The sequence below is a fragment of the Shinella sumterensis genome (assembly GCF_004514425.2).
Lineage (GTDB): Bacteria > Pseudomonadota > Alphaproteobacteria > Rhizobiales > Rhizobiaceae > Shinella > Shinella sumterensis.
The window spans coordinates 25,375-48,373 of record NZ_MYFN02000019.1; the positions used below are offsets into that span (position 1 = coordinate 25,375).

Sequence of the window (22,999 nt, forward strand, 5' to 3'; positions counted from 1 at the left end):
CCCCTTGGGGATGCGGACTAAAACTTGGACCACCAGGAGGTAGTTCATGTCATTCCCATGCTGACAGAATTCGCGCGGTCGAGCTGTATATCAAGCTCGGCAAGCGGGTTAAGGCGACGATCCGCCAGTTGGGTTACCACCACGCCGCTCGGGGCCATAGCCCGCATCGAACATGCGCTTGACGGTTTCGAGGGCGAGCGGGAGCGCTATCGTCAGCGTCTCGCCGTTGGCCGCCGCAGGCTGGCTTCATATCAGGCCCGCGATGGCGAGGCCGAATTCGCCTTCGCCGGCGAGTTGGCGGAAAAGCGCAAGCTGCTTGCCGTAGTCGAAGAGGCGCTTGCCGCCGATATCGAGCGTCCCGACGATGCGCTCCAGATAGCGTCCTGATCCGGCCCTCGCGCCAGCCATCACCAGAAAAAACTTTGGCTGGGTAGGTGCTCGGGTTATTCCGCCTTCATTGTTACCGGAAGCAAAGGGGTGGAAGGGAGACAGTCCGGTCCTGGCTAAGGCGCGCTTGAGAGCTGACATCAGTTGGCGAGCGACGCCCGGACCGGGAGACGGCTGATGCTGTGTCCTGTGGCTGTTTCGGCTGCGCGACGCAGCATGGCCGGGTCTGACACTCCCTGATGGTCGAGCCGCGGCGTATAGGGCGCCTCCAGCCTTTCTGCCTCGTCGTCGGTGAGACTGATCGAGAGGGAGGCCACGGCGTCGTCGATATGGTCTGGTTTCAGCGCACCCACGATCGGCGCTGCCACCACGGGATTGCGACGCAACCAGGCCAGCGCGATCATCGACCGGCCGACGCCTCGCTCTTCGGCAATGGCCCCCACCTCATCGACAATCCGCTTGTCGCTGTCGGCCGTGGCTGCTCCCAGCTTGTAGGCCGTTTCGCTTTCCGCTCTTGCCGTGACCGCGCCCCACGGCCGGGCCAGCCGGCCACGGTAGAGAGGGCTATAGAGAATGGTCTGCACCCCTTCGTCGATGCAGAGCGCATGCATCTCGCGCTCTTCCTCGCGGTCAAGCAGATTGTAGGTATCCTGCATCGACACGAAGCGGGCCCAGCCGTTGGATTGCTGCAGGTGTAGCGCCTTGCCGAATTCCCAGGCCTTCATGGACGATGCACCGAGATAGCGGACCTTGCCGGCCTTGACGACATCGTTCAGGGCCTCGAGCGTTTCTTCCCAGGGCGTGGTCCTGTCGCGACGATGGATCTGGTAGAGGTCGATATAGTCGGTGCCAAGGCGCCTGAGGCTCATATCGACTTCGGTCATGATCGCCTTGCGCGACAGCCCTATACTGTTAGGTCCGTCGCGCATCGGGGCGCTGAGTTTGGTGGCGATCACAACGTTTTCGCGGTGCGCAAAGTCCTTGAGGGCCCGCCCGAGGATTTCCTCGCTGGACCCGTTTGAATAGAGATTGGCCGTGTCGAAGAAATTGATGCCCGCCTCCAGTGCGTGGCGAATGAGGCGCCGGCTTGCTTCCTCGTCAAGCGACCAGGAAGGGTAGCCTCGCGACGGGTCCCCGAACCCCATGCAGCCAATAGCGACAGGCGAAATATCGAGGCCGGTGCGGCCGAGCTTGGCATATTGCATGTCTGTCTCCGCATCCGCTATATTCGGACAAGTGTCCGCTTGCTGTTACGTAACGGACAATTGTCCGTTTAGTCAAGGGGCGATATGGCTGCAGGAGAAGATGGATTGCGGGCGGACGCGCGCGCCAACCGTGATCGCATACTTGAGGTGGCGCGGGAGGCTCTGACCGCGGATCCCGAGACGCCGCTCAGCGCCATCGGCAAGGCAGCCGGCGTTGGACAAGGCACGCTCTATCGCCACTTCCCGACGCGGGAAGCTCTGGCCCTGGCCATCTATCGTAGGGAGATCAGCGCCCTGGCGGCTCTCCCATCCACGCTTCTGCAGGAGCGTCCTCCCCTTGAGGCGTTTCGTCTGTGGTGCGCCCAGCTGGCCGTTTCCAGTGCGATGAAGCGCGGAGTGGCAAAACTTCTGCAAGGAGCTACGTCCGAGGATGATGAACGTGAGACCTATCGGCAGATCGTGTTGGCGGTGCGCTCACTCCTAGCTGCAAGTGAGGCTGCGGGTGCAATCGATCGCGGTGCAAATGCCGACGATGTCCTGATGCTTCTCGGCGTGCTTTGGCAAATCCCATCCCACCCCGGCAGGGATGCTCAGGCAGCGAGGATAATAGCTCTCATCTTCAGGGGGTTGGGCGCCAAGGACGAGCTGGATGGCCTTGCTGGACCATGAAGCTCGTTCCGTGTTGGAGCGCTTGTCGGGAGTGACCGGTTCGTCGGGTCTGCATGTACCGCGAGTGCAGAGTTGCGGTGCAAGCCCGTAATGCCTGATTTCACGCCTTCGATTTCAGGCGACTGACGTCAGAAATGGGGTGGGGAAGCGGACGGTCAGCTATTGCAAGGCAAGGCTACCAGATCGGACGAGCGTGAGCACGTTCGGCATGAACAGTGATCCGAAGGCAAGATGCGATGAAGGCCAGCGGCGATCTTGCGGCACACCTGAACTCGGTGGAAGCAAGCGGGCTCCATCGGGGGGCCGCATACTCCCGATCAATCAGGCTACCGCGGCGCGCTTGAGTTTTCGAACAACGGCGTCGATGAACGTGCCCATCGTTACTTCACCCATATCCACGGCCTTGGCACCATCGCCATGGATAATCTTTACGTCGGTGATGCCGAGGACGTTGAGAATGGCCTTGAGGTATCGCGGGGCAAAATTGAGGTGGTCGATGGGCGAGGCCTCGCCATAGATGCCGCCGGACGCCAGCACCACGGTGGCTTTCTTGCCGATCAGCAGTCCCTTGCCGTCGAAGCCAAGCGTTACGCCCTTGCGCACGACGTGATCGATCCAGGCTTTGAGGCTGGCCGGGATATTGTAATTGTAGACCGGCGTGGCGATGACAAGCTCGTCGGCTGCCAGCAATTCGGCAACCAGCGCGTCCGAAAGACGCAGTTGCTCGGCCATGTCCGCGGTATGGGCATGCGGTGGCGTGAAATAGGCCGACAACCACGGCATGGTCACGTGCGGCAGCGCATCCACGGCCAGGTCGCGCCGCACGACCGCGCCATGCGGGTTCACCTCAAGCCAATTGGCGACAAGGCGTTTGGTCAGTTGACGGGAAATCGAAGCCTCGCCGCGCGCGCTGGTTTCGACAACGAGAAGGTTGGGCATGGCGTCCTCAAGGTTTTAGGCTGAACAGCCGTGACTGATACGGACGATATAGGGCTTTTCATCCAGCGGCAGGAGCGATAATAAATTGATCATCTCTATCGGTGAATATGATGGATCATGATCGGCAGTCTCAGCCTCGACCAGTTGCGCATCCTGGTGACCATTGCTGATGCCGGCAGCTTTTCGGCGGCCGGGCGGCAATTGCGCCGTGCGCAATCGGCAATCAGCCAGTCGGTGGCGACGTTGGAAGCCGCCCAGGGCGTCCAGCTCTTCGACCGCAGCACCCATCGCCCCCGCCTGACTGAAACGGGCCGGGTTCTGGTCGATCAGGCCCGGCTGGTGCTTTCGAGCGCGGCTCGCTTCGAGGCCGTCGCGACCGGCGCGCGAGGCGGGGTCGAGCCCGAGCTTGCTCTGGCCATAGATCCGCTGGTGCCCACCGCCCCGCTCATTGAAAGCCTGCGCGCGTTGCACCAGGCCTATCCGCATCTTCCCGTCAGCTTCTCGACCGAGGGCCTGGGCGGGGCGCTGCGTCGTTTGCGCAGCGGCGACGTCGCACTGGCCTTCTGCCTGCTGCTGCCGGTGGTGCCCGAGGACGTCGTGGCTTCGCCGCTCCTGCGCGTGGCGCTGACGCCCGTGGTCAGCGCCGAACACCCATTGGCAGCGCTTGGCCGTCCGGCAACCCGCGACGACCTGGAGCGCCATATCCAGCTCGTCCTGTCCGATCCGGTCGATCGGGAAGCGAACAATTACGGCCTGACCAGCGCCACGCGGTGGCGCTTTGTCGACCTCGGCCGCAGGTTGGATTTCCTGCTGGCCGGCTTCGGCTGGTGCCGGATGCCGGAGCATCTGATTGCCGATCATCTCGCAGCCAGCGATCTGGTTCGGCTCGAGCTGGCCGAAGATGCCCGTGACCCGGCAGACGCCCTGACCATCTACGCCGCCCGCATGGCGGGCCATGAACCTGGCCCGGCCGGCCGGTGGCTCCTTAACGACCTGCAGGTCCGGCTGTCGCTCTGATCCGATCAAACACTTGTCGTCGGTATCACCTAATCCCTGAGAGATACCGGAAGAGCCGCGATGAACGCGGTCAAAATCGGCTCTTCGGTGTTAGTCGCACTATCGCCAACGTCCGAAATGAGATCGATGAACGAACCGGCGCCTTTGGCGTGGTTAACCTGCGAATGACCATTAGGGGATCGGCACCAGACTGGCGATTCCCGGTGCCAAGATATCCGTGTTTTGATTGCCTACTGCCGCATGAACGGACAGATCGACGGCCGAGCCGAGATAATCGGCCAAAAATTGGCCGAACGCTTCCGCCAGCCGCTCGCTTTCATCGTTCTGCAGGGTGGCAGGCAAATGCCCTTCCCAAAGCGTTGCAAGATTGGTTATTCGGCGGCCATCGGCATGGCATGGTGCTCGTCGAAAAGCTCACCCTGGCTGGCGGACTTCTCGTCTTCCTTTTTCGCCTTCGGCTCGCGGCCGAAGAACAGCGCGTAAGCTGCCGGCAGGACAAGGATGGTCAGCACGGTCGCAACCAGAATGCCACCCATCATCGCATAGGCCATCGGCCCCCAGAACAGACCGCGCGAGATCGGGATCAGCGCCAGCACGGCGGTCAGCGCTGTCAGCGTGATCGGCCGGAAACGGCGGACCGCCGCACCGACGATCGCTTCCATCCGCGGATGGCCGGCCGCGATATCCTGGTCGATCTGGTCGACGAGGATGATCGAGTTGCGCATGATGATGCCAAGCAGAGCAATGACGCCGAGAATGGCGACGAAGCCAAACGGCGCACCGGTGATCAGCAGCGCCATGGCGGCGCCGATGATGCCGAGCGGGCCGGTGGCGAGCACCAGCATCGCCTTACCAAAATGCTGCAGCTGGATCATCAGCAACACGAGGATGACGAGCAGCATGATCGGCGCCTTCGCAGCGATCGACTGCTGGCTTTCCGCCGCATCTTCGGCGCCGCCCTGGATCTCGACCTTGTACCCTGTCGGCAGCTTGGCGCGCAGATCGGCCATGCTGTTATAGAGGCTCATGGTCACCTGGGTCGGCTCCACGCCATCCGGCAGCGTTGCCTTGACGGTAATGGTCGGCAGGCGGTCGCGGCGCCATTCGATACCCTGTTCGAGCAGCGGCACGACCTTGGCGATCTGCGATGCCGGCACGAAGCCACCATTGTCGGTCGGGATATAGACCGAGTTGACGGCCGAGAGGAGGCTGCGGGTCGCATCCGGCTCGCGCACTACGATCGAGACGGTTTCCTCGCCATCACGGAAATCGCTGATCGGGGCGCCGTTGGTCGCAGTCTGCAGCATCTGCCGCACGCGCTGCGAGGAGGCGCCGAGGGCACGCGCACGATCCTGGTCGATCACCAGTTTCATCGCCGGCACCTGCTCCATCCAGTCGTCATGAACGGCGCCGAAATTCGGCTGCTGTTCAAAACGCTGCTTCACTTGATCGGCAATGCTGCGCACTTTCGCACGGTCCGGGCCAATAACGCGCATCTGCACGGCCCAGCCGACGGGAGGTCCGAGGAAGAGGCGGTCGACCTTGCCACGCACGGTCGGGAAATCCTCGGCCAAAATCTTGCGCAGCTTGACGATCATCCGTTCGCGCTCTTCGAGCCCGTTCGACATGACGAGAAGCTGGGCATAGTTCGGGTTGCGCAGCTGCTGGTCAAGCGGCAGGAAGAAGCGCGGCGCGCCTTCACCGATGAACGTGGCGACGAACTTCTTGTCCGGATCGTCCATGATCTTGGCTTCGAGCGCCTTGGCCTGGCGTTCGACTTCCTTGATCGCGGTGCCTTCTGGCAGCCACATGTCGACAAGGATTTCCGGCCGCGACGATTGTGGGAAGAAGCTCTGCGGAATGAACTGGAAGGACCAGAGGCTACCGACAAAGGCCCCGAGCGTCAGGAGCAGCACGATCGCCTTGTGGCGCACGGCCCAGCCCACGGTGTGGCCGACGCCGCGATAAAAACGGGTGTCATAGGCATCATGATGCGTGCCGGCATGCGCCCGCTGCTTCAGGATCATATAGCCGAGCCAAGGGGTGAAATAGACGGCGACGAACCATGAGGTCACCAGCGCAATGCCGACCACGAAGAACAGCGAGCGGACATATTCACCCGCCGTGGAGGCGGCAAAACCAACCGGGATAAAGCCGGCCGTGGTGATCAGCGTGCCGGTCAGCATCGGAAAGGCGGTCGAGGAATAGGCGAAGCTCGCCGCATCCAGGCGGTTCAACCCCTCTTCCAGCTTGCGCTCCATCATCTCGACGACGATCATCGCATCGTCGACTAGAAGGCCGAGCGCAATGATCAGTGCGCCGAGCGAGATGCGCTGCAGCTCGATGCCCATATAAAACATGATGGCCAACGTCGCAGCGAGAACGAGCGGAATGGCAACCGCGATGACGATGCCCGAACGCCAGCCGATCGAAATCAGCGAGACGATCAGCACGATGACCAGAGCTTCCATCAGCGCCTGGGTGAATTCGCCGACCGCTTCGGTGACGACTTCGGGCTGGTTGGAGATCTGCGTCACCTCGACCCCGACCGGCAGCGTGTCTTCAAAGCGTTTGTAGGTTTCCTCGACACCCTTGCCGACATCGGTGACCTTGAAGCCCTTGGCCATCACCACGCCGAGTTCGACGGTATCATGGCCATTGACGCGGAATTTTCTCTGATAGGGCTCTTCGAGCCCGTCCTTGACGGTGGCGATATCGCCGAGACGGATCACCTGATCACCGGCCTTGAGCCTGAGTTCGCGGATTTCAGCCGGCGTCGTGACATCGCCTTCAACGGAGATGCGTACGGAGCGATCGGCGGTTTCGACACTGCCGGCCGGATCGACATCGTTCTGGCCCTGCAGGGCGTTCTGGATATCGACCACGGTCAGGCCGCGTTCGGCCAGTGCCTTGGAGGAGACGTCGATAAAAATCTTCTGCGGCTGGTCGCCGAGGATGACGGCCTTTTCGACGCCGGGCGTGGCGATCAGCATGTCGCGTGCCTGGATCGCGAACTTCTTCAGCTCCGGATAGGAATAACCGTCGCCGCTGATCGCGTGCAGAGTGATGTAGGTATCGCCGAATTCGTCGTTGAAATAGGGGCCGAGCAGGCCGGACGGCAGATCCTGCTTGATATCGCCGACCTTCTTGCGCACCTGATAAAAGGCGTCCGCCACATCGGCGCCGTTGGTGTCACCCTTGATCTGGATCGTGGTGATCGCCACGCCAGCGCGGATATAGGATTTGACCCAGTCGAGATGCGGGGTTTCCTGCAGCTTGCGCTCGATCTTGTTGACGACCTGGTTCTGCATGTCATCGATCGAGGCGCCCGGCCAGACCGACTGCACGACCATGACACGGAAGGTGAAATCCGGATCTTCCTTCTGGCCCATGTTCATGACGCCAAGGGCGCCCATGACGATGATCAGGCCGAACAGGAAACGGGCGATGCTGGGATGTGAGATCGCCCAGCGGGAAAGGTTGAATTTATGCTTCTCTTCCGTCGAAGAAGGCGCGTTGTGCGAAGTCATGAGCGTGGTTCTTCGATCCTAAGAGTCAGGGTGCGACCGAGGCCGTGGTGAGGCTGTTGACGCTGCCGAAGCGTGAGGTCACTGTTTCCGGCAGCCTCACCTTCATGTCTTCGCGCATGAACTGCGTGCCGGCCGAAACGACCAGAACGCCGGTCGAAAGACCCTTGGAGATGCGGGCGCCGTCATCGGAAAAATCGACGACTTCGACCGGCCGCGAGCTGACCGTGCCCTTCTGGCGGTCGACGACCCAGACGACCTTCTTGCCGTCCTTTTCGCCGAGCGCGGCAAGCGGCACGGAAAACGCGGGAACCGCATTGTCGGCCTTTGCCTCGATCGTCGCGGTCATGCCGAGCAGCACACGCTGATCCTCGGGCAGGCTGACGCGGACGGAGAAGGTGCGCGACTGGGCATCGGCACTCTGGGCGACTTCACGGACTTTTCCTGTCAGCACAGTCGTGTTGGCAGCCCAGAAGCTGGCGGAGACCTGTTTGCCCGGCTGGAAATGCGAAACATCCATTTCCGGCACGGCGATCTGCACTTCCTTTTCGCCATCGACGGCGACCGTAACGACCGGCGTGCCGGCCGACACGACCTGGCCGACATCGGCGCTGACCGTGGTGACGATGCCATTCTGATCGGATTTCAGATCGGAATAGGCAACCTGGTTGCGGGCCTGCTCGAGTGCGGACTCGGCCGACTGGAGGGAGGACACGGCCTGATCGCGTGACAGCGACGCCTGCTCGAGGGTCGATTGCGACGTGACATTTTGGGCAGCGAGCGTCTGGGCGCGGCGATACGCGAGATCGGTGATTTCGACCTGTTTCCGGGCTGACGAGAGATCGGCTTCGGCGCGGGTGAGGGCAAGCTTGTAATCGACCGGGTCGAGGCGCGCGAGCACGGCGCCGGGGCTGACACGGTCGCCGACATTAACCAGCCGCTCGGTGATCTTGCCGGAAACACGGAAGCCGAGGTTCATCTCGGTGCGAGCCTTGACCGCACCGGAATAGACGAGCTTGCGGCCTTCATCCGGCGCGCCGATCTCGGCGACCTTGACGGGGCGCACCACGTCCGGTGCCTCCGCCTTTTTCTCTTCCGAGCAGGCGGCAAGAAACGAAAGGGCTCCTACAACTACGGCGATTTTCAGAACTGTCGTGGCAGTAACAAAACGAAACGAGGACATGGCCCCACTCCATGGAATGATGACGGGTGGCGCGGGAGACGCCGGTGCTTGGGTAGAAATTATTTCAGGCCCCGAAGGGCGAAATCGATCAGGTCTTCCGGCTTGCCGATACGGGTTTCGGCAAGGCATTTGGCAACAAGCTGCGGATGACAGAGGAGGATTGTTGCCGACATGAAATTCTCGGCGGCAAGTGCTGCATTCTGTTCGCGGAACTCTTCGGCGGCGATGCCCTCGGCGATCACACGTTCGATAACGATGCGGATCCGTTCAATATGTTCCTCGATGACGGGCCAGTTCTCTTCCATGGCGACGACGACCATTTCATGGACCTTCTTGTCGGCCAGCATGGTCTCGGCGGTGATCTTGAACTGGGCAAGGATGAAATCCCTCAGCCGCACGCAGGCGCTGTCTTTGCGCGCGGCAATTTCCACGGCAACCTGCTGGCTGGCGGCGAGCATCCGGCGGCAGAGTGCTTGGTGGATATCGGCCTTGGAGGAGAAAAAACGGTAGATATTTGCCGGCGACATGCCGAGATCGCGGGCAATGTCGGCGACATTCGTTTTCGTATAACCGTAATGCTTGAACAGCCGCTCGGCCGCATCAAGGATGCGGGTGATATTTTCTCGGCGGACTTCGTCGAAGCTGGTGGTCGTATCCATGGCAGTGACGGCTTTCGAGTGACGTGTGACGAATTTCATTTTTCGTTAGTCGTAAAACGAAAGCCAGCATCTGTCAACCATTTGCAGGCTTGATGGGCGATCGGTGGCTGGGAAATCGTAACCGGCGCAGCATTCGCCTCAGCGGCTGACACCCGGCGGTGGCGGTGGCGAGAGCTCTGTCATTGGTGTGTGTGTTACGCTTCGAAGAGCTTCTTCAATCTTCTAAAGCGAGAACGTATACGTCGCAGGGTCTATCGTTCACGCGATGAAGCACGTCAGGACGTGTTCGACTACATCGAAATGTTCTACAACCCGAAACGCAAGCACGTCAGAAACGGGATACTGTCGCCCGTCTCGTTTGAGAAGCAGCAGAGAATCTAACCCGAGGGTGTCTACGAAACTCGGGGCTATTCATTCGCCAACCAGCGACATCCCGGAGCTGACCTGCGTTCCAGAAGCAGTGATCAAGGCTTTGATCTCTTTTGCACAAGCCACGGTTCAGGACGCACCCGTGTTCAGGCTTCGCGAGAAGAAGCCTGACTAATGATCAATCAGTCAGCTGTCATCCTTGAGGGGTGGGCTACAAGATCGTTCACGGAACCGGGGTGCGTCGCCCAATGCGGGTCCTAGCGCTGGACCTCCCAGGTCACTGCCCCTCTCCGGCAAGTGTGAGGCGCAATGTCATTCACCATTCCCGCGAATTGTTTTTTCGCCAATCCATGCCCGGGTCTCGGACAAGAGTTCGCCCGACAGCGCGGGGTCATCGATCGACCGCGAGAGGATGAGGGCGCCGACCATCGCGGACCAGCTACCAATTGCCGCCCGGCGCCGCTTGGCAGGGTCGGCACCTGGCATGACATCGGTGAGCGTGTTGATCTGCAAGGCGAGGACCTGTGCCATGGACGCGCGTGCTTCCGGGGCCTGCTGCCGCATGAACCCCGCAAGGGCAGCCATTGGGCAGCCCAGGTCCGGATGCTCACGATGCAGTTCGGAGAGGTAGGTGTCGATCCAGACGCCAAGATCGTCGATCACTGATTGGCTGCCGACGGCGTGAGCGATGGCTTGGGCGACCAGATCGTCCTTTGACTGGAAATGTCCATAAAAGCCACCATGGGTCATGCCGGCCGCTTTCATCACTTCGGCGACACTGACCGCATCGAAACCCTTTTCCCGAAACAGCCGCGCTGCCGCGGTTAAAATGCGGTCTCGGTTTTGCGCCTTCTGTTCCTGACTCACTTTCATCTCGCCTGGTCTCCGCTCGCTATTGACATTTTGATGATGGCTATCATATTTATGATCAATGATGACAATCATCATTAATATAGTTTCAATGCCACGAAAGGGCAATGCCATGACCGACAAGCCAACCGTCCTTATTACCGGCGCCTCCACTGGCATCGGCGCCGCCTACGCCGAGCGCTTCGCGCGCCGTGGTCATGATCTGGTGCTGGTCGCCCGTAACACGGCGCGGATGGAGACGCTGGCCGATCGCCTGCGGCGCGACACCGGCGTGACGATCGACATCGTGGCGGCCGATCTCGTCAATCCGGCAGAGCGCGCAGCGGTTGAGGCGCGACTGCGCGATGACGCGCGGATCGGCATTCTCATCAACAATGCCGGTGCGAGCCTGGCGGGCAACTTCCTCGAACAAGCCGCTGACGATATCGACAGGCTGGTGGCGCTCAACACGACGGCTCTCGTGCGTCTTGCCCGCGCCATCGCCCCCCGCCTTGCGCAAGCAGGTGAAGGCGCGATCGTGAATATTGGCTCCGTGGTCGGCCTCGCGCCGGAATTCGGCATGCCGGTCTATGGCGCGACCAAAGCCTTCGTGCTGCATCTCTCCCAGGCGTTGAACCTCCAGCTCGCTTCCCAGGGCGTCTATGTCCAGGCTGTTCTTCCGGCAGCGACCCGCACCGAGATCTGGGGCCATGCGGGCGTCGATGTCGACACTCTTTCAGGCGTGATGGAGGTGGACGATCTGGTGGACGCGGCGTTGGTCGGTTTCGACCGCCGCGAGTCCGTCACCATGCCGCCACTTCATGATGGGGAACAATGGACCGCTTTCGAGACCGCACGTCAGGCCATGATCCCCGGTTTCGCGCAGTCCCGGCCCGCCGAGCGCTATCTGGCGAGCGCGTGAGAAGCCACAGAATTACGCAAACGCATTCAACGCATTCGAACGGAAACTGAGAAAATGACTGATACCGATCTGTTTAGCCCTTACGACCTTGGCGGGCTCGTGCTTGCGAACCGCATCGTCATGGCGCCCTTGACCCGCAACCGCGCAGGTGCGGGCCTCGTGCCGAGCCGATTTGCGGCGGAGTATTATGCACAGCGTGCGAGCGCCGGCCTCATCATCACCGAGGCGACACAGGTTTCAGAACAGGCCCAGGGCTATCAGGACACGCCCGGTCTCTATACGCCAGAGCAGATCGCCGGCTGGCGCAAGGTGACCGACGCGGTCCATGCCAAGGGTGGTCGCATCTTCGTGCAACTCTGGCACGTCGGCCGTGTCAGTCATGTCGATCTTCATGACGGAGAGGCCCCGGTCGCGCCGTCGGCGATCCGTGCCGAGACCAAGACGTTCGTGAACAATGGTTTCGCCGATGTATCCGAGCCGCGCGCGCTCGAAGCGGAAGAGATCCCCGGCATCGTCGAGGATTTCCGCAAGGCTGCGGCCAATGCGATCGCGGCCGGTTTCGACGGGGTCGAGGTCCATGGCGCGAATGGCTATCTGCTCGACCAGTTCCTGCGCGAGACCGCGAATGTCCGCACGGACGCTTATGGTGGTTCGATCGAGAACCGAGCCCGGCTGTTGATTGAGGTCACGGCCGCCGTGGCGAGCGAGATCGGTGCGCAGCGTACGGGCGTTCGCCTCTCGCCGGTGTCGCCCGCAGGTGGCTCCGTGCTGTCGGGCAATGAGCAAGCCCAATACGGCTACGTCGTGGAATCGCTGGACCGCCTCGGCATCGCCTATATCCACGTCGTCGAGGGCGCGACCGGCGGACCGCGCGATGCGGCACCTTTCGATTTCGACGCACTGCGTCAGCGCTTCCGCAACACCTATATCGCCAACAACGGCTATGATCTTGATCTTGCCAAGTCGCGCCTCAGCGAGGGCAAGGCCGACCTGTTCGCCTTCGGCCACCACTTCATCGCCAATCCCGATCTGGTCGATCGGTTCAAAAGCGGTGTGCCGCTCGCCCAGCTCAATCCGGCCACGCTCTACGGCGGCGGCGCGCAGGGCTACACCGATTATCCCGCCGCGATCGTTTCAGCCGACGCCTGAACTGGAGGAGAGCATCATGAAGGCCTTCATCCTCGACCGCTACGGCAAGAAACAACAGTTGCGACTGGGCGACATGCCCGAACCCGTGGCAGGTCCCGACGACGTGCTGGTCGAGGTCGCCGCGGCAGGGCTCAACCCAATCGATTCCAAGATCCGGGACGGCGCGTTCAAGCCGGTGCTGCCCTACAAGACGCCGCTCGTGCTTGGGCACGATCTGGCGGGCACCGTGATCAGCGTCGGCGCAAATGTGCGGCGCTTCAAAATCGGCGACGCCGTCTATGCCCGCCCCCGTGACGGACGGATCGGCACCTTTGCCGAACGGATCGTCGTCAACGAGAGCGATCTGGCGCTCAAGCCGGACAATATCTCGATGGCCGAGGCCGCATCGATCCCGCTGATCGGGCTGACTGTCTGGCAGGCACTGGTCGAACGCGCGCAGATCAAACCAGGACAGAAGGTCCTGATCCACGCCGGATCGGGCGGTGTCGGCACATTCGCCATCCAGCTCGCCAAACATCTCGGCGCGACGGTCGCGACGACGACGAGTGCCGCCAACATTCCGATGGTGAAGGAGCTGGGGGCCGATGTCGTCATCGACTATCGCAGCCAGAACTTCGAGGAAGAGCTGTCGGGCTACGACCTTGTCCTCCACACGCTCGATGCCACGACGCTGGAAAAATCGCTGAAGGTGCTGAAGCCCGGCGGCAAGCTCATCTCGATCTCCGGCGCTCCCGATCCCGCTTTCGCGCGCGCCCAGGGCTTGAACGTGGTGCTTCGGCTCGTGCTGCGCCTGCTCAGCGCCGGCATCCGGCGCAAGGCAAAGCGCGCGGGCGTCGACTATTCCTTTCTCTTCATGCACGCCGACGGCGAGCAGCTAGGCCGGATCACGAAGCTGATCGAAGATGGCGTCATCCGTCCGGTGGTCGATCGCACATTCCCGTTCGAGAAGTTGAACGATGCGTTCGCCTATGTCGATACCGGTCGCGCCAAAGGGAAGGTCGTCGTCACACTGAAGTGACGCCATACCCAAGAACAAGGATTCCATCATGACCACCCACACGCGCAACGCAGACTGGAAGACGGCGCCCACCCACCACGTTGAGGCTGCCGGTACGCGCTTCGCCTATCGTCGTCTCGGGCCTGACGGCGGCGTGCCGGTGGTCCTCCTCAACCATTGGGGCGCGAACCTCGACAATTTCGATCCTCCGATCGTCGAGGGCCTGGCTGTCGATCGAGCGGTCTATGCCATCGATTATCGCGGCATCGGCGCGTCCGGCGGCACAGCCCCTCTGAGCATCGCCGAAATGGCGAGCGACACCATCGCAACGATCCACGCGCTCGGACTGACATCGATCGATCTGATCGGCTTCTCGCTCGGTGGCTTCGTCGCCCAGCAGATCTTGTTCGACGCACCCGATCTTGTCCGCCGCGTCATCCTCGCCGGCACGGGTCCGGCGGGTGGAACCGGAATCGAACGGGTCGGCTTGGTGTCGTGGCCGCTCATCATCAAAGGCCTGCTGACCTTCCGCGACCCCAAATTCTATCTCTTCTTCACGTCAAGCGCGGCGGGCAAGCGGGCGGCCAAGACCTTCCTCGCCCGATTGAAAGCGCGCGCGGAGGATCGCGACAAGGCGGTCTCGCTGAAAGTTTTTCTGCGACAGTTGAAGGCTATCAAGGCCTGGGGCCAGCAGGCGCCGCAGCCGCTGGAGACCATCGCCAAGCCCGTCCTTGTAGCGAACGGCGATCATGACATCATGGTGCCGAGTGAAAACTCAGCCGAGCTGGCCCATCGCATCCAAGGCGCCGAGCTCGTCTTCTACCCCGACGCAGGCCATGGCGGCATCTTCCAGTATCACGACGCCTTTTTGACGAAAGCCAAGGCTTTCCTGACCGTCTGATTGCCACCCCCGCACCGACAAGGATTTGCGATGGACTACATGACATTCGGCTGTACGGGCCTTCAACTTTCGAGACTGGCGCTGGGGAGCGGCAATTTTGGCACTGGTTATCCGCAGCGCAGACTGGAGGGCGACGCCCAACCCCACGTCGAGGCTACCGGTGCGCGGTTCTCCGACTTTCCGGCCTAGCGCCTTTCGTCGGGCGGCCGGACGCCAACCCGGCCGATTGCTCTCCACAGACCGATATTCTGCCGATCACTGTGTACTATAGTGTGCCGCCGTAAGCACGCATACCGTCGGTCGGTTACAGGGCGTACGGCACAACCGTGAACATGTGCATGACGGGCGGTGCGGCCAGAAAGGGCGCGGTGAGCAGGCGATTGGCCGCCATGTGCGGCGATGCGCGGTGCGCCTGAAGCGCGGCATCATCCTCGTAGATTTCAACGAGCGTGTAGCTGTCGGCTAGGGTGGTCGACTTGAACAGTTCGTACAGGCGGTTGCCCGGTTCGTTTGCACGCACCGCAGCCGCCTGAACGGCGAAGGCGCATTCGAATGCTGCACCGCTGTCAGGCGTGACTGCGAGTTCGACCATCAATCCAATCATCGTATCGCCTCCGAAGCCCTGATAAACCAAGGCCCGACCCTGAAAGGCCGGGCTGTGGTATTTCACTCATGCGACACGAACTCCTGGGCGGTGATCGCGTTGGCGTAGAAAGGTGTGATCTCGGCCACGAAGTCGTCCTGCTGCTTGCGGGTATATCCGGCTGAGGCGTCGTAGATGACGTTGGTGTGGTAGCCGAGGTCATGGGCATTGCGCATCGAAGACTCGACGCACTGGCGTAGCGAGAAGCCGGCGAGGTAGATATCGAAGATGCCGTTGTTGCGCAGGTAGCCGTCGAGCGTGGTTCCGACGAAGACGCTGCTACCGCCGGCGCGCGCGCGGACGACATGCTCGCCTTCCGCCGGTTCGAAGCCAGGGAAGAAATCAGCCTGCTCGCCCAGGAAAGACCCGTAGTCGCGCATCATCTTGCGCAGGCCATATTTTGCTTCGCCCAGCACCTTGAAGGTCGGCTCGAACTTCAGCGCCGCGTGGATCACGTGCATGCCGCGACGGCGGGCCTCTTCGAGGATGATCTTCGAATTGGCAATGGCGGTGTCGACCTGCTCCCGGTCCTGAAACGCCGGATAGATGCCGCCGGTCGGGGAGAGCCAGTCGTTGACATATTCGATCAGGATCAGCGCACTCTTGGATGGGTCGGTCATGCTGTAAATCCTTGGATGATGGTCAGGGTCAGGCGACGATCATCGCGCCTTGCCGGCGCAGATGGTCGCGAAACAGGTCGGGATAGCTGTCGATCACGGCGTTCTTGACGCTGGATCGCTCGGCAAGTGCCCCGCGCCACGCCGTCACACGTGGCAGGCCAGCAAAGATCGGGTCCGCCACTTCCGGATCGATGATCCCGAAATAGCGAAACAGCGGTGCGTAGACCGCATCGACGAGACCAAATTCCGCCCCGGCGAAATACGGACCGTCGCCCAGTTCGGCCTCGATCTTGCTTAGCCGATCACGGAAGGCAGCGCGCTTGGCGTCGGCGGTCGCCATGTCCTTGGCGTGGAGGAACTGCCAGCCCTCGGCAAAGGTCTGGGTGGCGAATTCGATCCAGGCGCGATGCCGGGCACGCAGCAATGCATCGTCGGGATACATCGCAGCGCCGCCTTGTGTCTCGTTCAGATATTCGCAGATAACAACGCTTTCGAAGAGGATTGCCTCCTCACCGTGCGGCTGGCGCACCTTCAGCACCGGCACCTTGCCGGTCGGCGACAAGGCCAGGAACCAGTCGGGCTTGGCCGATAGATCGACGTTGACCCGGTTGAACGGAACGCCTTTTTCCAGAAGTACGATCGCGGCACGCTGGACGAACGGGCACAGCGGATGGCTGATGAGAGTAAGATCGGTGTCGGTCATGACGGTTTCCCCGATGGAGCCGGATGCAGCATCAGAGCGACTGACCACCCGAGACATCGAAGGTCGTACCGTTGGCCCAACCCATGTCGTCGGACAGGATCGCTGCGACCGCGCCGCCGATGTCGTCGGGCTGACCGACGCGGCCCAGTGCGATCTTGCTCGCGACGAAGGCATGAGCTTGTTCATCATCGCGGACCCTACCACCGCCGAAATCGGTGGCGATGGCGCCGGGCGCGATGGCGTTAACGCGGATCTGCCGCGCGCCGAGTTCCAGCGCCATGAACCGGGTCAGCGTCTCGAGCCCCGCTTTGGCTGCCGCATAAAGACCGAAGGTGGCCATCGACGTGCGCGTGAAGCCCGTAGAGACATTAAGGATGCGTCCGCCATCAGCGATGATCGGTAGCAATGCCTGCGTCAGGAACACCGGTCCGCGCAGGTGCATGTTAATCATCATGTCGAACTGTTCCTCGCTGGCGTCAGCGACCTGCACGTGGACGACCGCACCGGCGTTGTTGACCAGATAATCGAACCGGTCGCTGTCGAAGCGGCTTCGGAGCGTCTCAGCGAAGGATGCGGCGAAGGCCGGAAAGCTTGCTACCTTGGTGACGTCGAGCTCGAGCATCGCCGCGGTTCCGCCCAGCGCCTCGATCTCGCTTACCAGCGCATCGGCTTCCGCCGCGCCCTGGCGATAGGTGCCCACGATGCCGACGCCGCGACGGGCGAGGTGCAGCGCCATGCTGCGACCGAGGCCGCGGCTAGCGCCGGTAATGAGTGCGATCTTCTGAGACATGGCTACGTTCCTGTTATTTTGATTTTCCTGACGGCACACCGTTGGGGGCCGCCTTCGCTGCCAGTCAAATAGGCGCTCGGCGTGTCCGACACCCCGCCTAATACTCTCAATTGATTGCCTGATTGTCTCAAGCTCTTTGCAGAGGGAAGAAATGGTGTCATAGTGTTGCCATGACAGACAACCTACAGCCTCTTCGCGATATTGCGCTCCGCCACGGGCGGATCGGAATGGCCCTCACGCCGATACCCCGCCTGGAAATCGGCGTAGGACAGGCAACCTCAGGAACCTCGCCGTGTCTCTACCGCTCGATGATCTGCTTCATTCTGCAGGGATCGAAAGAGGTGGTCATCCACGATGACCTGCTGCGCTACGATGCGTCTCAATACTTGGTCAGCGCACTCGATTTGCCCTTGAGCGGCCAGATCCATGATGCTGATAACGGCAGTCCTTACGTGTCGGTTTCGCTGGTCCTTGATCCGGCGCTTCTTGCCGAGGTCGCATCGACGATGCCTGCGGTGCGCGACGCGGAAATTCCAGGCAGCGGCATCGCGCTCAATCCGATGACGCCGCCGCTGCGCGACACGCTGCTGCGGCTGCTGGCGTTGCTCGACTCGCCTGCGGACATTCCGGCGCTCGCGCCGATGGCCGAACGCGAATTGCTTTATCGTCTCCTCCAGGGCCCGCAAGGGCGTCTGTTGCGCCACATCGCCCGCCCGGAAGGTGCGATCGGCGGCATCCGTCGCGCAGTCGAATGGATCCGCGACCATGGCAACAGGCGGCTGCGAATCGAGGCGCTGTGCGAAGCCGCCGGCATGAGCCGCGCCAGCCTGCACCGCCATTTCGTCGCGCTGACGGGATTGAGCCCGGTCCAGTATCAGAAGCAGCTACGCCTTCAGGAGGCACGCCAGTTGTTGCTCGCCGGAGACCATAGTGCCTCCGACGTTGCCTATGCGGTCGGCTATGAAAGCGCCTCTCAGTTCAGCCGCGAATATTTGCGGCAATTCGGGGCGCCGCCTGTCCGCGACGTTCGCAAGCTCAGGCAGTCGATCGACAATCAAATGGTCAATTAGAGAGCGTAGCGTTCGAAGTACGCTAAACAACGGCAAGGGCGAACAGCGGGAGAACATCCTATGCGGCCTTTGTCCCTCTCGGCAGGATGAGGGATTTTCGAGCCTTTGCTTGCGCGGCCCGATCCCACAGGAAGTCGCCCGAGAACGCGATGTGCTCCCAGCCTACCGGAGATGTGTGCGCTATAAGATCGTCGGTCACGACATTTCCGGCTGAGCGCAGATGCGCAATAGCATCGGCCATGTAAGTGGAATTCCAATAGACAATCGCGGCGATAACGAGATTGAGGCCGGACGCTCGATACTGCTGGGCCTCGTGGCTACGGTCAACGATCCGCCCCTGTCGGAATGTGCAGATAGCCTGTGTGAGGGCGTGGCGCTGCTCGCTTTTGTTGCTTCATCATTGATGAAACAACGTGACATCGCCCTAAAATGACTTGGGCCGGACCAGCAGCCATAGAAGGTAGACGCCGCCCAGGAGGCCTGTGGTCAGACCGATGGGCATGTGGATATTGAGCGGAAAATGCTGACTGGTCAGGTCCGCTCCCAGGAGCAACACCATACCCATTAATGCGCCGGACATAACGGGCACATCCGGCGATCCGCTAAGCCGGCGGGCGAGTTGCGGCGCCGCGAGCCCTATGAAAGCGATCGGACCGGCGGCAGCGGTGGCGACAGATGTCAATCCGACGGCGGCCATGATCATAAGCAGTCGCGTGCGCTCGGCATCCATGCCGAGTTGCCGCGCAGTATCATCGCCCATCTCAAGCAGATTGAGGCCGCGTGCATGGGCGATCACCACCGGTAGGACGAGGATAAAGCCGATCGCTGCAGGCACCACGTGCGACCAGGTCCGTGTGTTGAGTGAGCCGGCAAGCCAGAGCTGAGCGGAGGCCGCCTGATCGAGGTCGCCGCTCACCAGCAGGATCGTGTTGATGCCGGAGAGAGTGGCGCCGACGCCGATGCCGATCAGCACGAGCCGGTAATCGCCGGTGGAACGCCCCTTGCGGGCTAGAAGGAATACCGCAACGGCGGTCAGAGCGCCTGACAACACAGCCGCGGCAGAGGTCTCGATCGGGCCGGCATCGAGCAGCATGATCTGAACGATCGCACCCGTGGCTGCACCCGTCGTGAAGCCGATGATATCGGGCGAGCCAAGCGCGTTGCGCGAGATGGACTGGAAAATCGACCCCGACATGCCGAGGGCTCCGCCGACGATAATGGCCGTCAAGACACGCGGAAGCCGGATGCGCAGCATGATGCGCTCGGCTTTCGCATCATCGCCCTGTCCGACGAGCGTCGCGAAAACATCTTTCAGGCCGAGCGACAGGGAGCCGCTGGACAGCAGCAGGACGGCAAGGACTACAAGCGCCAGGATCAGCAGGCCGCAAAACACGGCGACACGCGGCCGCCACCGCACCGACAGTTGCCCCAGACGGCACACGGATGCAGGCGCCGTTTTCATAACGGCCTCAACCGGTACCTGCGGACGATGAGGATGAAGAAGGGTCCACCGACCAGTGCGGTGACGATACCCGCGGCGATCTCCTCCGGTGCGGCAATTATGCGACCGAGGCAATCTGCACCGAGCAAGAGGATAGACGCTAGCAGCGCGGAATAGGGAAGGATCCAGCGATAATCCGGCCCCGTGACAGTGCGTGCGAGATGCGGCGCCACCAGGCCCACGAAGCCTATCGGCCCGGCCGCGGCCGTCGCGCCGCCGGTCAGCAGCATGACGGCCAGGCATGCAAGGAAGAGTGTGCGGCCCGTATGCAGACCGAGCGCCCTGCCGAGTTCGTCTCCCAGCGCAATCGCATTGAGGTTCGCGGCAATGGAAAAGGCCACAACGAGCCCAAGGATCGTCACGACGGCCAGGACGCCGGCGACATCGAAGCCGCGTCCGGCCACCGATCCTGCCGCCCAGGTACGAAAGTCATCAAGCACAGAGGTCGGTGCGTTGATCAGGACGATACCCGTGACCGCGCCGAGCATGACCGACAGCCCTGCCCCGGCCAGCACCAGCCGCACCGGGTTTGTTCCGGTTTCATGCGCACGCCCCAGAAAGAAGACAGCCCCGCCCGCAAGACCTGCGCCGGCAATACCGAACCATACGCGACCGGCCATTGTCGCGACCCCGAAAAAGGATGCACCGAGCACGACGGAGACGGCTGCGCCCGCGTTGACGCCGAGCAGCCCCGGTTCAGCCAACGGATTGCGTGTAATGGCCTGCATCACGGCACCGGATACGCCGAGCGCGAGCCCCGCAAGCAGCGCAACCGCAGTCCTGGGAACGCGCAGGGACCAGACGATCAGATGCCGATCGTCGCTCGGGTCGTAAGCATTGATCGCATCGAGAACCACATCAAGAGGAATGGGCCGCGACCCGAAGGCAAGGCTGAGAAGGCATAGAACGATGAGCGCGACCAGGCCTGAAAGCACACCCCAAATCCTCCGCTCGCGTCTGCCCGTATCGCGTGCTACCCTCACGAAAGCCCAGGTCATTTGCCCTTCAGCGCCCGGGCGGCAGCATCTATCATTTGGCGGCCCGAATAATAGTCGATGCGGAAGGATGTCGCGCCCAACGGGTAGACATGCTTGGCTTTCACGGCGGGCAGATTGGCCAGCACAGGGTCGGCCAGGAATGCCTCCACATCCTCATTCGTCGCCCGCAGCAGGAAGACGCTATCGCCCGTGATCGCCGCAGGCAGGTTCTCCTGCGAAATGAACTCGAAATCGGAAGCCCGCGTCACCTGCCTACGCAGGCTTTCGGGCAAGCCGGTCACGGTCATGCCAAGCGCAGCGAGGAGCCGGGCCTGCGGGCTCTTCGGCTTGCTGATGGAATAGCTGCCGCCAATATTATAGCCGACGATGCTGACCGGCCCCTCGACGGGCGGCAAGGATGAAGCGACATCGGCCGCATAGCTATCGAAACGGGCGATCGCATCCGCCGCTTCGGATTCAAGGCCGGTGGCCCTGCCGAGCTGGACGGCAATATCCTGCCAGCTCTGGTTGGAGTAGTTGATGACGATGGCCGGTATGCCCTGCGCCACCAGTTCGGCATGGTGCTGGACGACGCTGTCGGCCCCGGTTGCCGAGATGATCAGCAGATCCGGCTCGGCCGCGATAACAGCCTCGATATCGAATTCGAGCTTGCTGTAAAGCACCTCCACCCAGCGCTCGTCAGCGACCTTGGCCCATTGCGAGAAGAAACCCTTCTCATCCGTGAGGATGCTCGGGGTCGTGGCAGCGCTGGCAATAACGGGCGCGCCAATGGCAAGCAGGATGCCAGTAAGGCTCGGCGCCGTCGAGACGATCCGCCGGGGCTGCGCGGGGAGCGTCAACTCACCGGCGTCATGGCGTATGGTGCGCGGCCATCCCTCCTGCGCATGGGCGGTCAGCGGCGGCAGGAGGGTACTGATGGCAAGTCCGAAAGCGGATGTCAGAAGAGTACGGCGCTGGATCATGGTCTGATCGTCAAGCGAGAACGTCGAGATCGTTCATCTGCCGCAAGCCTCCGCCTGCCGCGCGCACCGTCTCATACTGCTTGAGACGCGTCCGGTCGATTTCCGAGCTGCTGACACCCTTGCGCCAGTATCCGAAGACGCGAACACGCTCTTTAGGCAGGCCGCATTCCTCGGTGAAATAGGCACGGATGGCCCGGACATCCTGACGCTCTCCTGCCGCCCAAATCATGCGCCCCTCGGGATTGGGCAACGCGCGCGCGGCCGCGACCAACCGCCCGGTCGTACCGGCTGGCTCATGGGGCTCCCGAAGCAGCAGGTGACGCACCACACCATCCACTTTTGGCAATTCCTCGAAGGCGGCCGGGTCCGCGGTTTCCACGTAGAGCTCGCCGCGGCTTCCGCCCCGCCATGCGCTGAGGATGGCGTGGATTGCCGGGATGGCTGTTTCGTCGGCAAAAAGCGCGACACCGCCTGCAACATCGTGATCGGGGAGATAATGGGCGCGCGGTCCGACAAGATGGATGATGCTGCCGATGGCCGCGCCATTCAGCCAGCGCATGGCGGGGCTGTCGTCAGCATGGATGACGAAATCGATTTCGACAAGGCTCAGCGCCGCATCAAAGGAACGGATGGTGTAGACGCGGGAAACCGGCCGCTGGCCCTCCGGACTTTCGACTTCAAGGCGCACAGCGAGATTGGGCCGACGCCATAGAGCCGGATCGCTCGGAGAAATGCGTCCCGTAACCCTCATGACCGAGGGAACCGGACGCTCGAGTGCAACGATTTCCATCGCCAGCCGTTCCATGCCGGCCATATGGTCGTCCTGTGCGAGCAGATTGTTTCGGTCCTCGACGCTCTCACGGTGCTGCATGTCACCATACTCCTAACGTTCATGTCGGTCGAATTGGTGTAGGAAGTGGACCCAAGACGATAAACATG

Annotated in this window: 22 protein-coding genes and 3 pseudogenes; 9 read left to right on the top strand and 16 right to left on the bottom strand. The window is 61.9% G+C overall.

Going from position 1 to position 22,999, the window contains the following annotated elements:
* Positions 1-132 precede the first annotated feature (132 nt).
* A pseudogene (locus B5M41_RS24000) lies at positions 133-387 on the top strand (hypothetical protein); the annotation flags it as partial.
* Between the two features lie 140 nt (positions 388-527).
* On the opposite strand, the gene B5M41_RS24005 reads toward B5M41_RS24000, so the two are convergent.
* On the bottom strand, positions 528-1,592 hold the full coding sequence (locus B5M41_RS24005; RefSeq protein WP_134651439.1) for an aldo/keto reductase: 1,065 nt from the start codon (positions 1,590-1,592) through the stop codon (positions 528-530).
* Positions 1,593-1,676: 84 nt separating this feature from the next.
* On the opposite strand from B5M41_RS24005, the gene B5M41_RS24010 reads away from it, so the two are divergent.
* Positions 1,677-2,261, top strand: coding sequence for a TetR/AcrR family transcriptional regulator (locus B5M41_RS24010; protein ID WP_134651441.1), 585 nt, complete (start codon positions 1,677-1,679; stop codon positions 2,259-2,261).
* Between the two features lie 321 nt (positions 2,262-2,582).
* Here B5M41_RS24010 and B5M41_RS24015 read toward each other — a convergent pair whose 3' ends face one another.
* Positions 2,583-3,200: an FMN-dependent NADH-azoreductase gene (locus B5M41_RS24015; RefSeq protein ID WP_134651443.1), complete on the bottom strand. Its 618-nt coding sequence runs from the start codon at positions 3,198-3,200 to the stop codon at positions 2,583-2,585.
* Between the two features lie 117 nt (positions 3,201-3,317).
* Here B5M41_RS24015 and B5M41_RS24020 point away from each other — a divergent pair, with 117 nt between their 5' ends.
* Positions 3,318-4,217, top strand: a complete 900-nt coding sequence (locus tag B5M41_RS24020; RefSeq protein ID WP_134651445.1) for a LysR family transcriptional regulator — start codon at positions 3,318-3,320, stop codon at positions 4,215-4,217.
* Positions 4,218-4,388: 171 nt separating this feature from the next.
* Here B5M41_RS24020 and B5M41_RS24025 read toward each other — a convergent pair whose 3' ends face one another.
* Genes B5M41_RS24025 through B5M41_RS24040 form a run of 4 tightly spaced genes read right to left on the bottom strand, consistent with a single transcriptional unit; the run spans position 4,389 to position 9,625 of the window.
* Positions 4,389-4,559, bottom strand: a complete 171-nt coding sequence (locus B5M41_RS24025; RefSeq protein ID WP_160872814.1) for a hypothetical protein — start codon at positions 4,557-4,559, stop codon at positions 4,389-4,391.
* A 29-nt stretch (positions 4,560-4,588) separates the two neighbouring features.
* Entirely contained in the window at positions 4,589-7,747 is a 3,159-nt protein-coding gene (locus tag B5M41_RS24030; RefSeq protein WP_134651447.1) for an efflux RND transporter permease subunit, read from the bottom strand.
* A 25-nt stretch (positions 7,748-7,772) separates the two neighbouring features.
* Positions 7,773-8,927 carry an efflux RND transporter periplasmic adaptor subunit gene (locus B5M41_RS24035; RefSeq protein WP_134651449.1) on the bottom strand — a complete coding sequence of 385 codons (1,155 nt, stop codon included), beginning with the start codon at positions 8,925-8,927 and terminating at the stop codon, positions 7,773-7,775.
* Between the two features lie 59 nt (positions 8,928-8,986).
* On the bottom strand, positions 8,987-9,625 hold the full coding sequence (locus B5M41_RS24040; RefSeq protein ID WP_413713308.1) for a TetR/AcrR family transcriptional regulator: 639 nt from the start codon (positions 9,623-9,625) through the stop codon (positions 8,987-8,989).
* Positions 9,626-9,787: 162 nt separating this feature from the next.
* Between B5M41_RS24040 and B5M41_RS24045 the strand changes: the two are divergent.
* Positions 9,788-9,967 (top strand): annotated as a pseudogene (locus tag B5M41_RS24045) (IS3 family transposase); the annotation flags it as partial.
* A gap of 300 nt (positions 9,968-10,267) precedes the next feature.
* On the opposite strand, the gene B5M41_RS24050 reads toward B5M41_RS24045, so the two are convergent.
* On the bottom strand, positions 10,268-10,828 hold the full coding sequence (locus B5M41_RS24050) for a TetR/AcrR family transcriptional regulator (RefSeq protein ID WP_167719376.1): 561 nt from the start codon (positions 10,826-10,828) through the stop codon (positions 10,268-10,270).
* Between the two features lie 109 nt (positions 10,829-10,937).
* Between B5M41_RS24050 and B5M41_RS24055 the strand changes: the two genes are divergently transcribed.
* From B5M41_RS24055 to B5M41_RS24070, 4 genes are read left to right on the top strand one after another with little or no spacing between them, the layout of a single operon-like run.
* Positions 10,938-11,726 (top strand): SDR family NAD(P)-dependent oxidoreductase, encoded by a 789-nt coding sequence (locus tag B5M41_RS24055; RefSeq protein ID WP_134651451.1) that lies wholly within the window; start codon positions 10,938-10,940, stop codon positions 11,724-11,726.
* A gap of 54 nt (positions 11,727-11,780) precedes the next feature.
* Positions 11,781-12,875: an alkene reductase gene (locus tag B5M41_RS24060; protein ID WP_134651453.1), complete on the top strand. Its 1,095-nt coding sequence runs from the start codon at positions 11,781-11,783 to the stop codon at positions 12,873-12,875.
* A gap of 16 nt (positions 12,876-12,891) precedes the next feature.
* On the top strand, positions 12,892-13,893 hold the full coding sequence (locus B5M41_RS24065) for an NADP-dependent oxidoreductase (protein ID WP_134651455.1): 1,002 nt from the start codon (positions 12,892-12,894) through the stop codon (positions 13,891-13,893).
* Between the two features lie 28 nt (positions 13,894-13,921).
* Positions 13,922-14,773: an alpha/beta fold hydrolase gene (locus tag B5M41_RS24070; RefSeq protein ID WP_134651457.1), complete on the top strand. Its 852-nt coding sequence runs from the start codon at positions 13,922-13,924 to the stop codon at positions 14,771-14,773.
* A 304-nt stretch (positions 14,774-15,077) separates the two neighbouring features.
* On the opposite strand, the gene B5M41_RS24075 is transcribed toward B5M41_RS24070, so the two are convergent.
* Genes B5M41_RS24075 through B5M41_RS24090 form a run of 4 tightly spaced genes read right to left on the bottom strand, consistent with a single transcriptional unit; the run spans position 15,078 to position 17,529 of the window.
* Complete coding sequence (locus tag B5M41_RS24075; RefSeq protein WP_230640326.1) at positions 15,078-15,443, bottom strand: putative quinol monooxygenase; 366 nt, start codon at positions 15,441-15,443, stop codon at positions 15,078-15,080.
* Positions 15,440-16,036 carry a cysteine hydrolase family protein gene (locus tag B5M41_RS24080; RefSeq protein WP_134651459.1) on the bottom strand — a complete coding sequence of 199 codons (597 nt, stop codon included), beginning with the start codon at positions 16,034-16,036 and terminating at the stop codon, positions 15,440-15,442. The genes B5M41_RS24075 and B5M41_RS24080 overlap by 4 nt, the downstream gene beginning before the upstream one ends.
* A gap of 28 nt (positions 16,037-16,064) precedes the next feature.
* Positions 16,065-16,739 (bottom strand): glutathione S-transferase family protein, encoded by a 675-nt coding sequence (locus B5M41_RS24085; RefSeq protein ID WP_134651461.1) that lies wholly within the window; start codon positions 16,737-16,739, stop codon positions 16,065-16,067.
* Positions 16,740-16,770: 31 nt separating this feature from the next.
* Entirely contained in the window at positions 16,771-17,529 is a 759-nt protein-coding gene (locus B5M41_RS24090) for an SDR family NAD(P)-dependent oxidoreductase (RefSeq protein ID WP_134651463.1), read from the bottom strand.
* Between the two features lie 170 nt (positions 17,530-17,699).
* Between B5M41_RS24090 and B5M41_RS24095 the strand changes: the two genes are divergently transcribed.
* A complete protein-coding gene (locus B5M41_RS24095) occupies positions 17,700-18,599 on the top strand; it encodes an AraC family transcriptional regulator (RefSeq protein ID WP_134651465.1) in 900 nt (299 codons plus the stop codon).
* A gap of 58 nt (positions 18,600-18,657) precedes the next feature.
* Here the strand turns inward: B5M41_RS24095 and B5M41_RS24100 are convergent.
* From B5M41_RS24100 to B5M41_RS24120, 5 genes and pseudogenes are all read right to left on the bottom strand, one after another.
* A pseudogene (locus B5M41_RS24100) lies at positions 18,658-18,990 on the bottom strand (Tn3 family transposase); the annotation flags it as partial.
* A gap of 33 nt (positions 18,991-19,023) precedes the next feature.
* A complete protein-coding gene (locus tag B5M41_RS24105; protein WP_134651467.1) occupies positions 19,024-20,061 on the bottom strand; it encodes a FecCD family ABC transporter permease in 1,038 nt (345 codons plus the stop codon).
* Entirely contained in the window at positions 20,058-21,035 is a 978-nt protein-coding gene (locus B5M41_RS24110) for a FecCD family ABC transporter permease (protein ID WP_230640327.1), read from the bottom strand. The genes B5M41_RS24105 and B5M41_RS24110 overlap by 4 nt, the downstream gene beginning before the upstream one ends.
* Before the next feature lie 59 nt (positions 21,036-21,094).
* Positions 21,095-22,060 carry a Fe2+-enterobactin ABC transporter substrate-binding protein gene (fepB, locus tag B5M41_RS24115; RefSeq protein WP_134651471.1) on the bottom strand — a complete coding sequence of 322 codons (966 nt, stop codon included), beginning with the start codon at positions 22,058-22,060 and terminating at the stop codon, positions 21,095-21,097.
* A 10-nt stretch (positions 22,061-22,070) separates the two neighbouring features.
* On the bottom strand, positions 22,071-22,931 hold the full coding sequence (locus B5M41_RS24120) for a siderophore-interacting protein (RefSeq protein ID WP_209020894.1): 861 nt from the start codon (positions 22,929-22,931) through the stop codon (positions 22,071-22,073).
* Positions 22,932-22,999 lie beyond the last annotated feature (68 nt).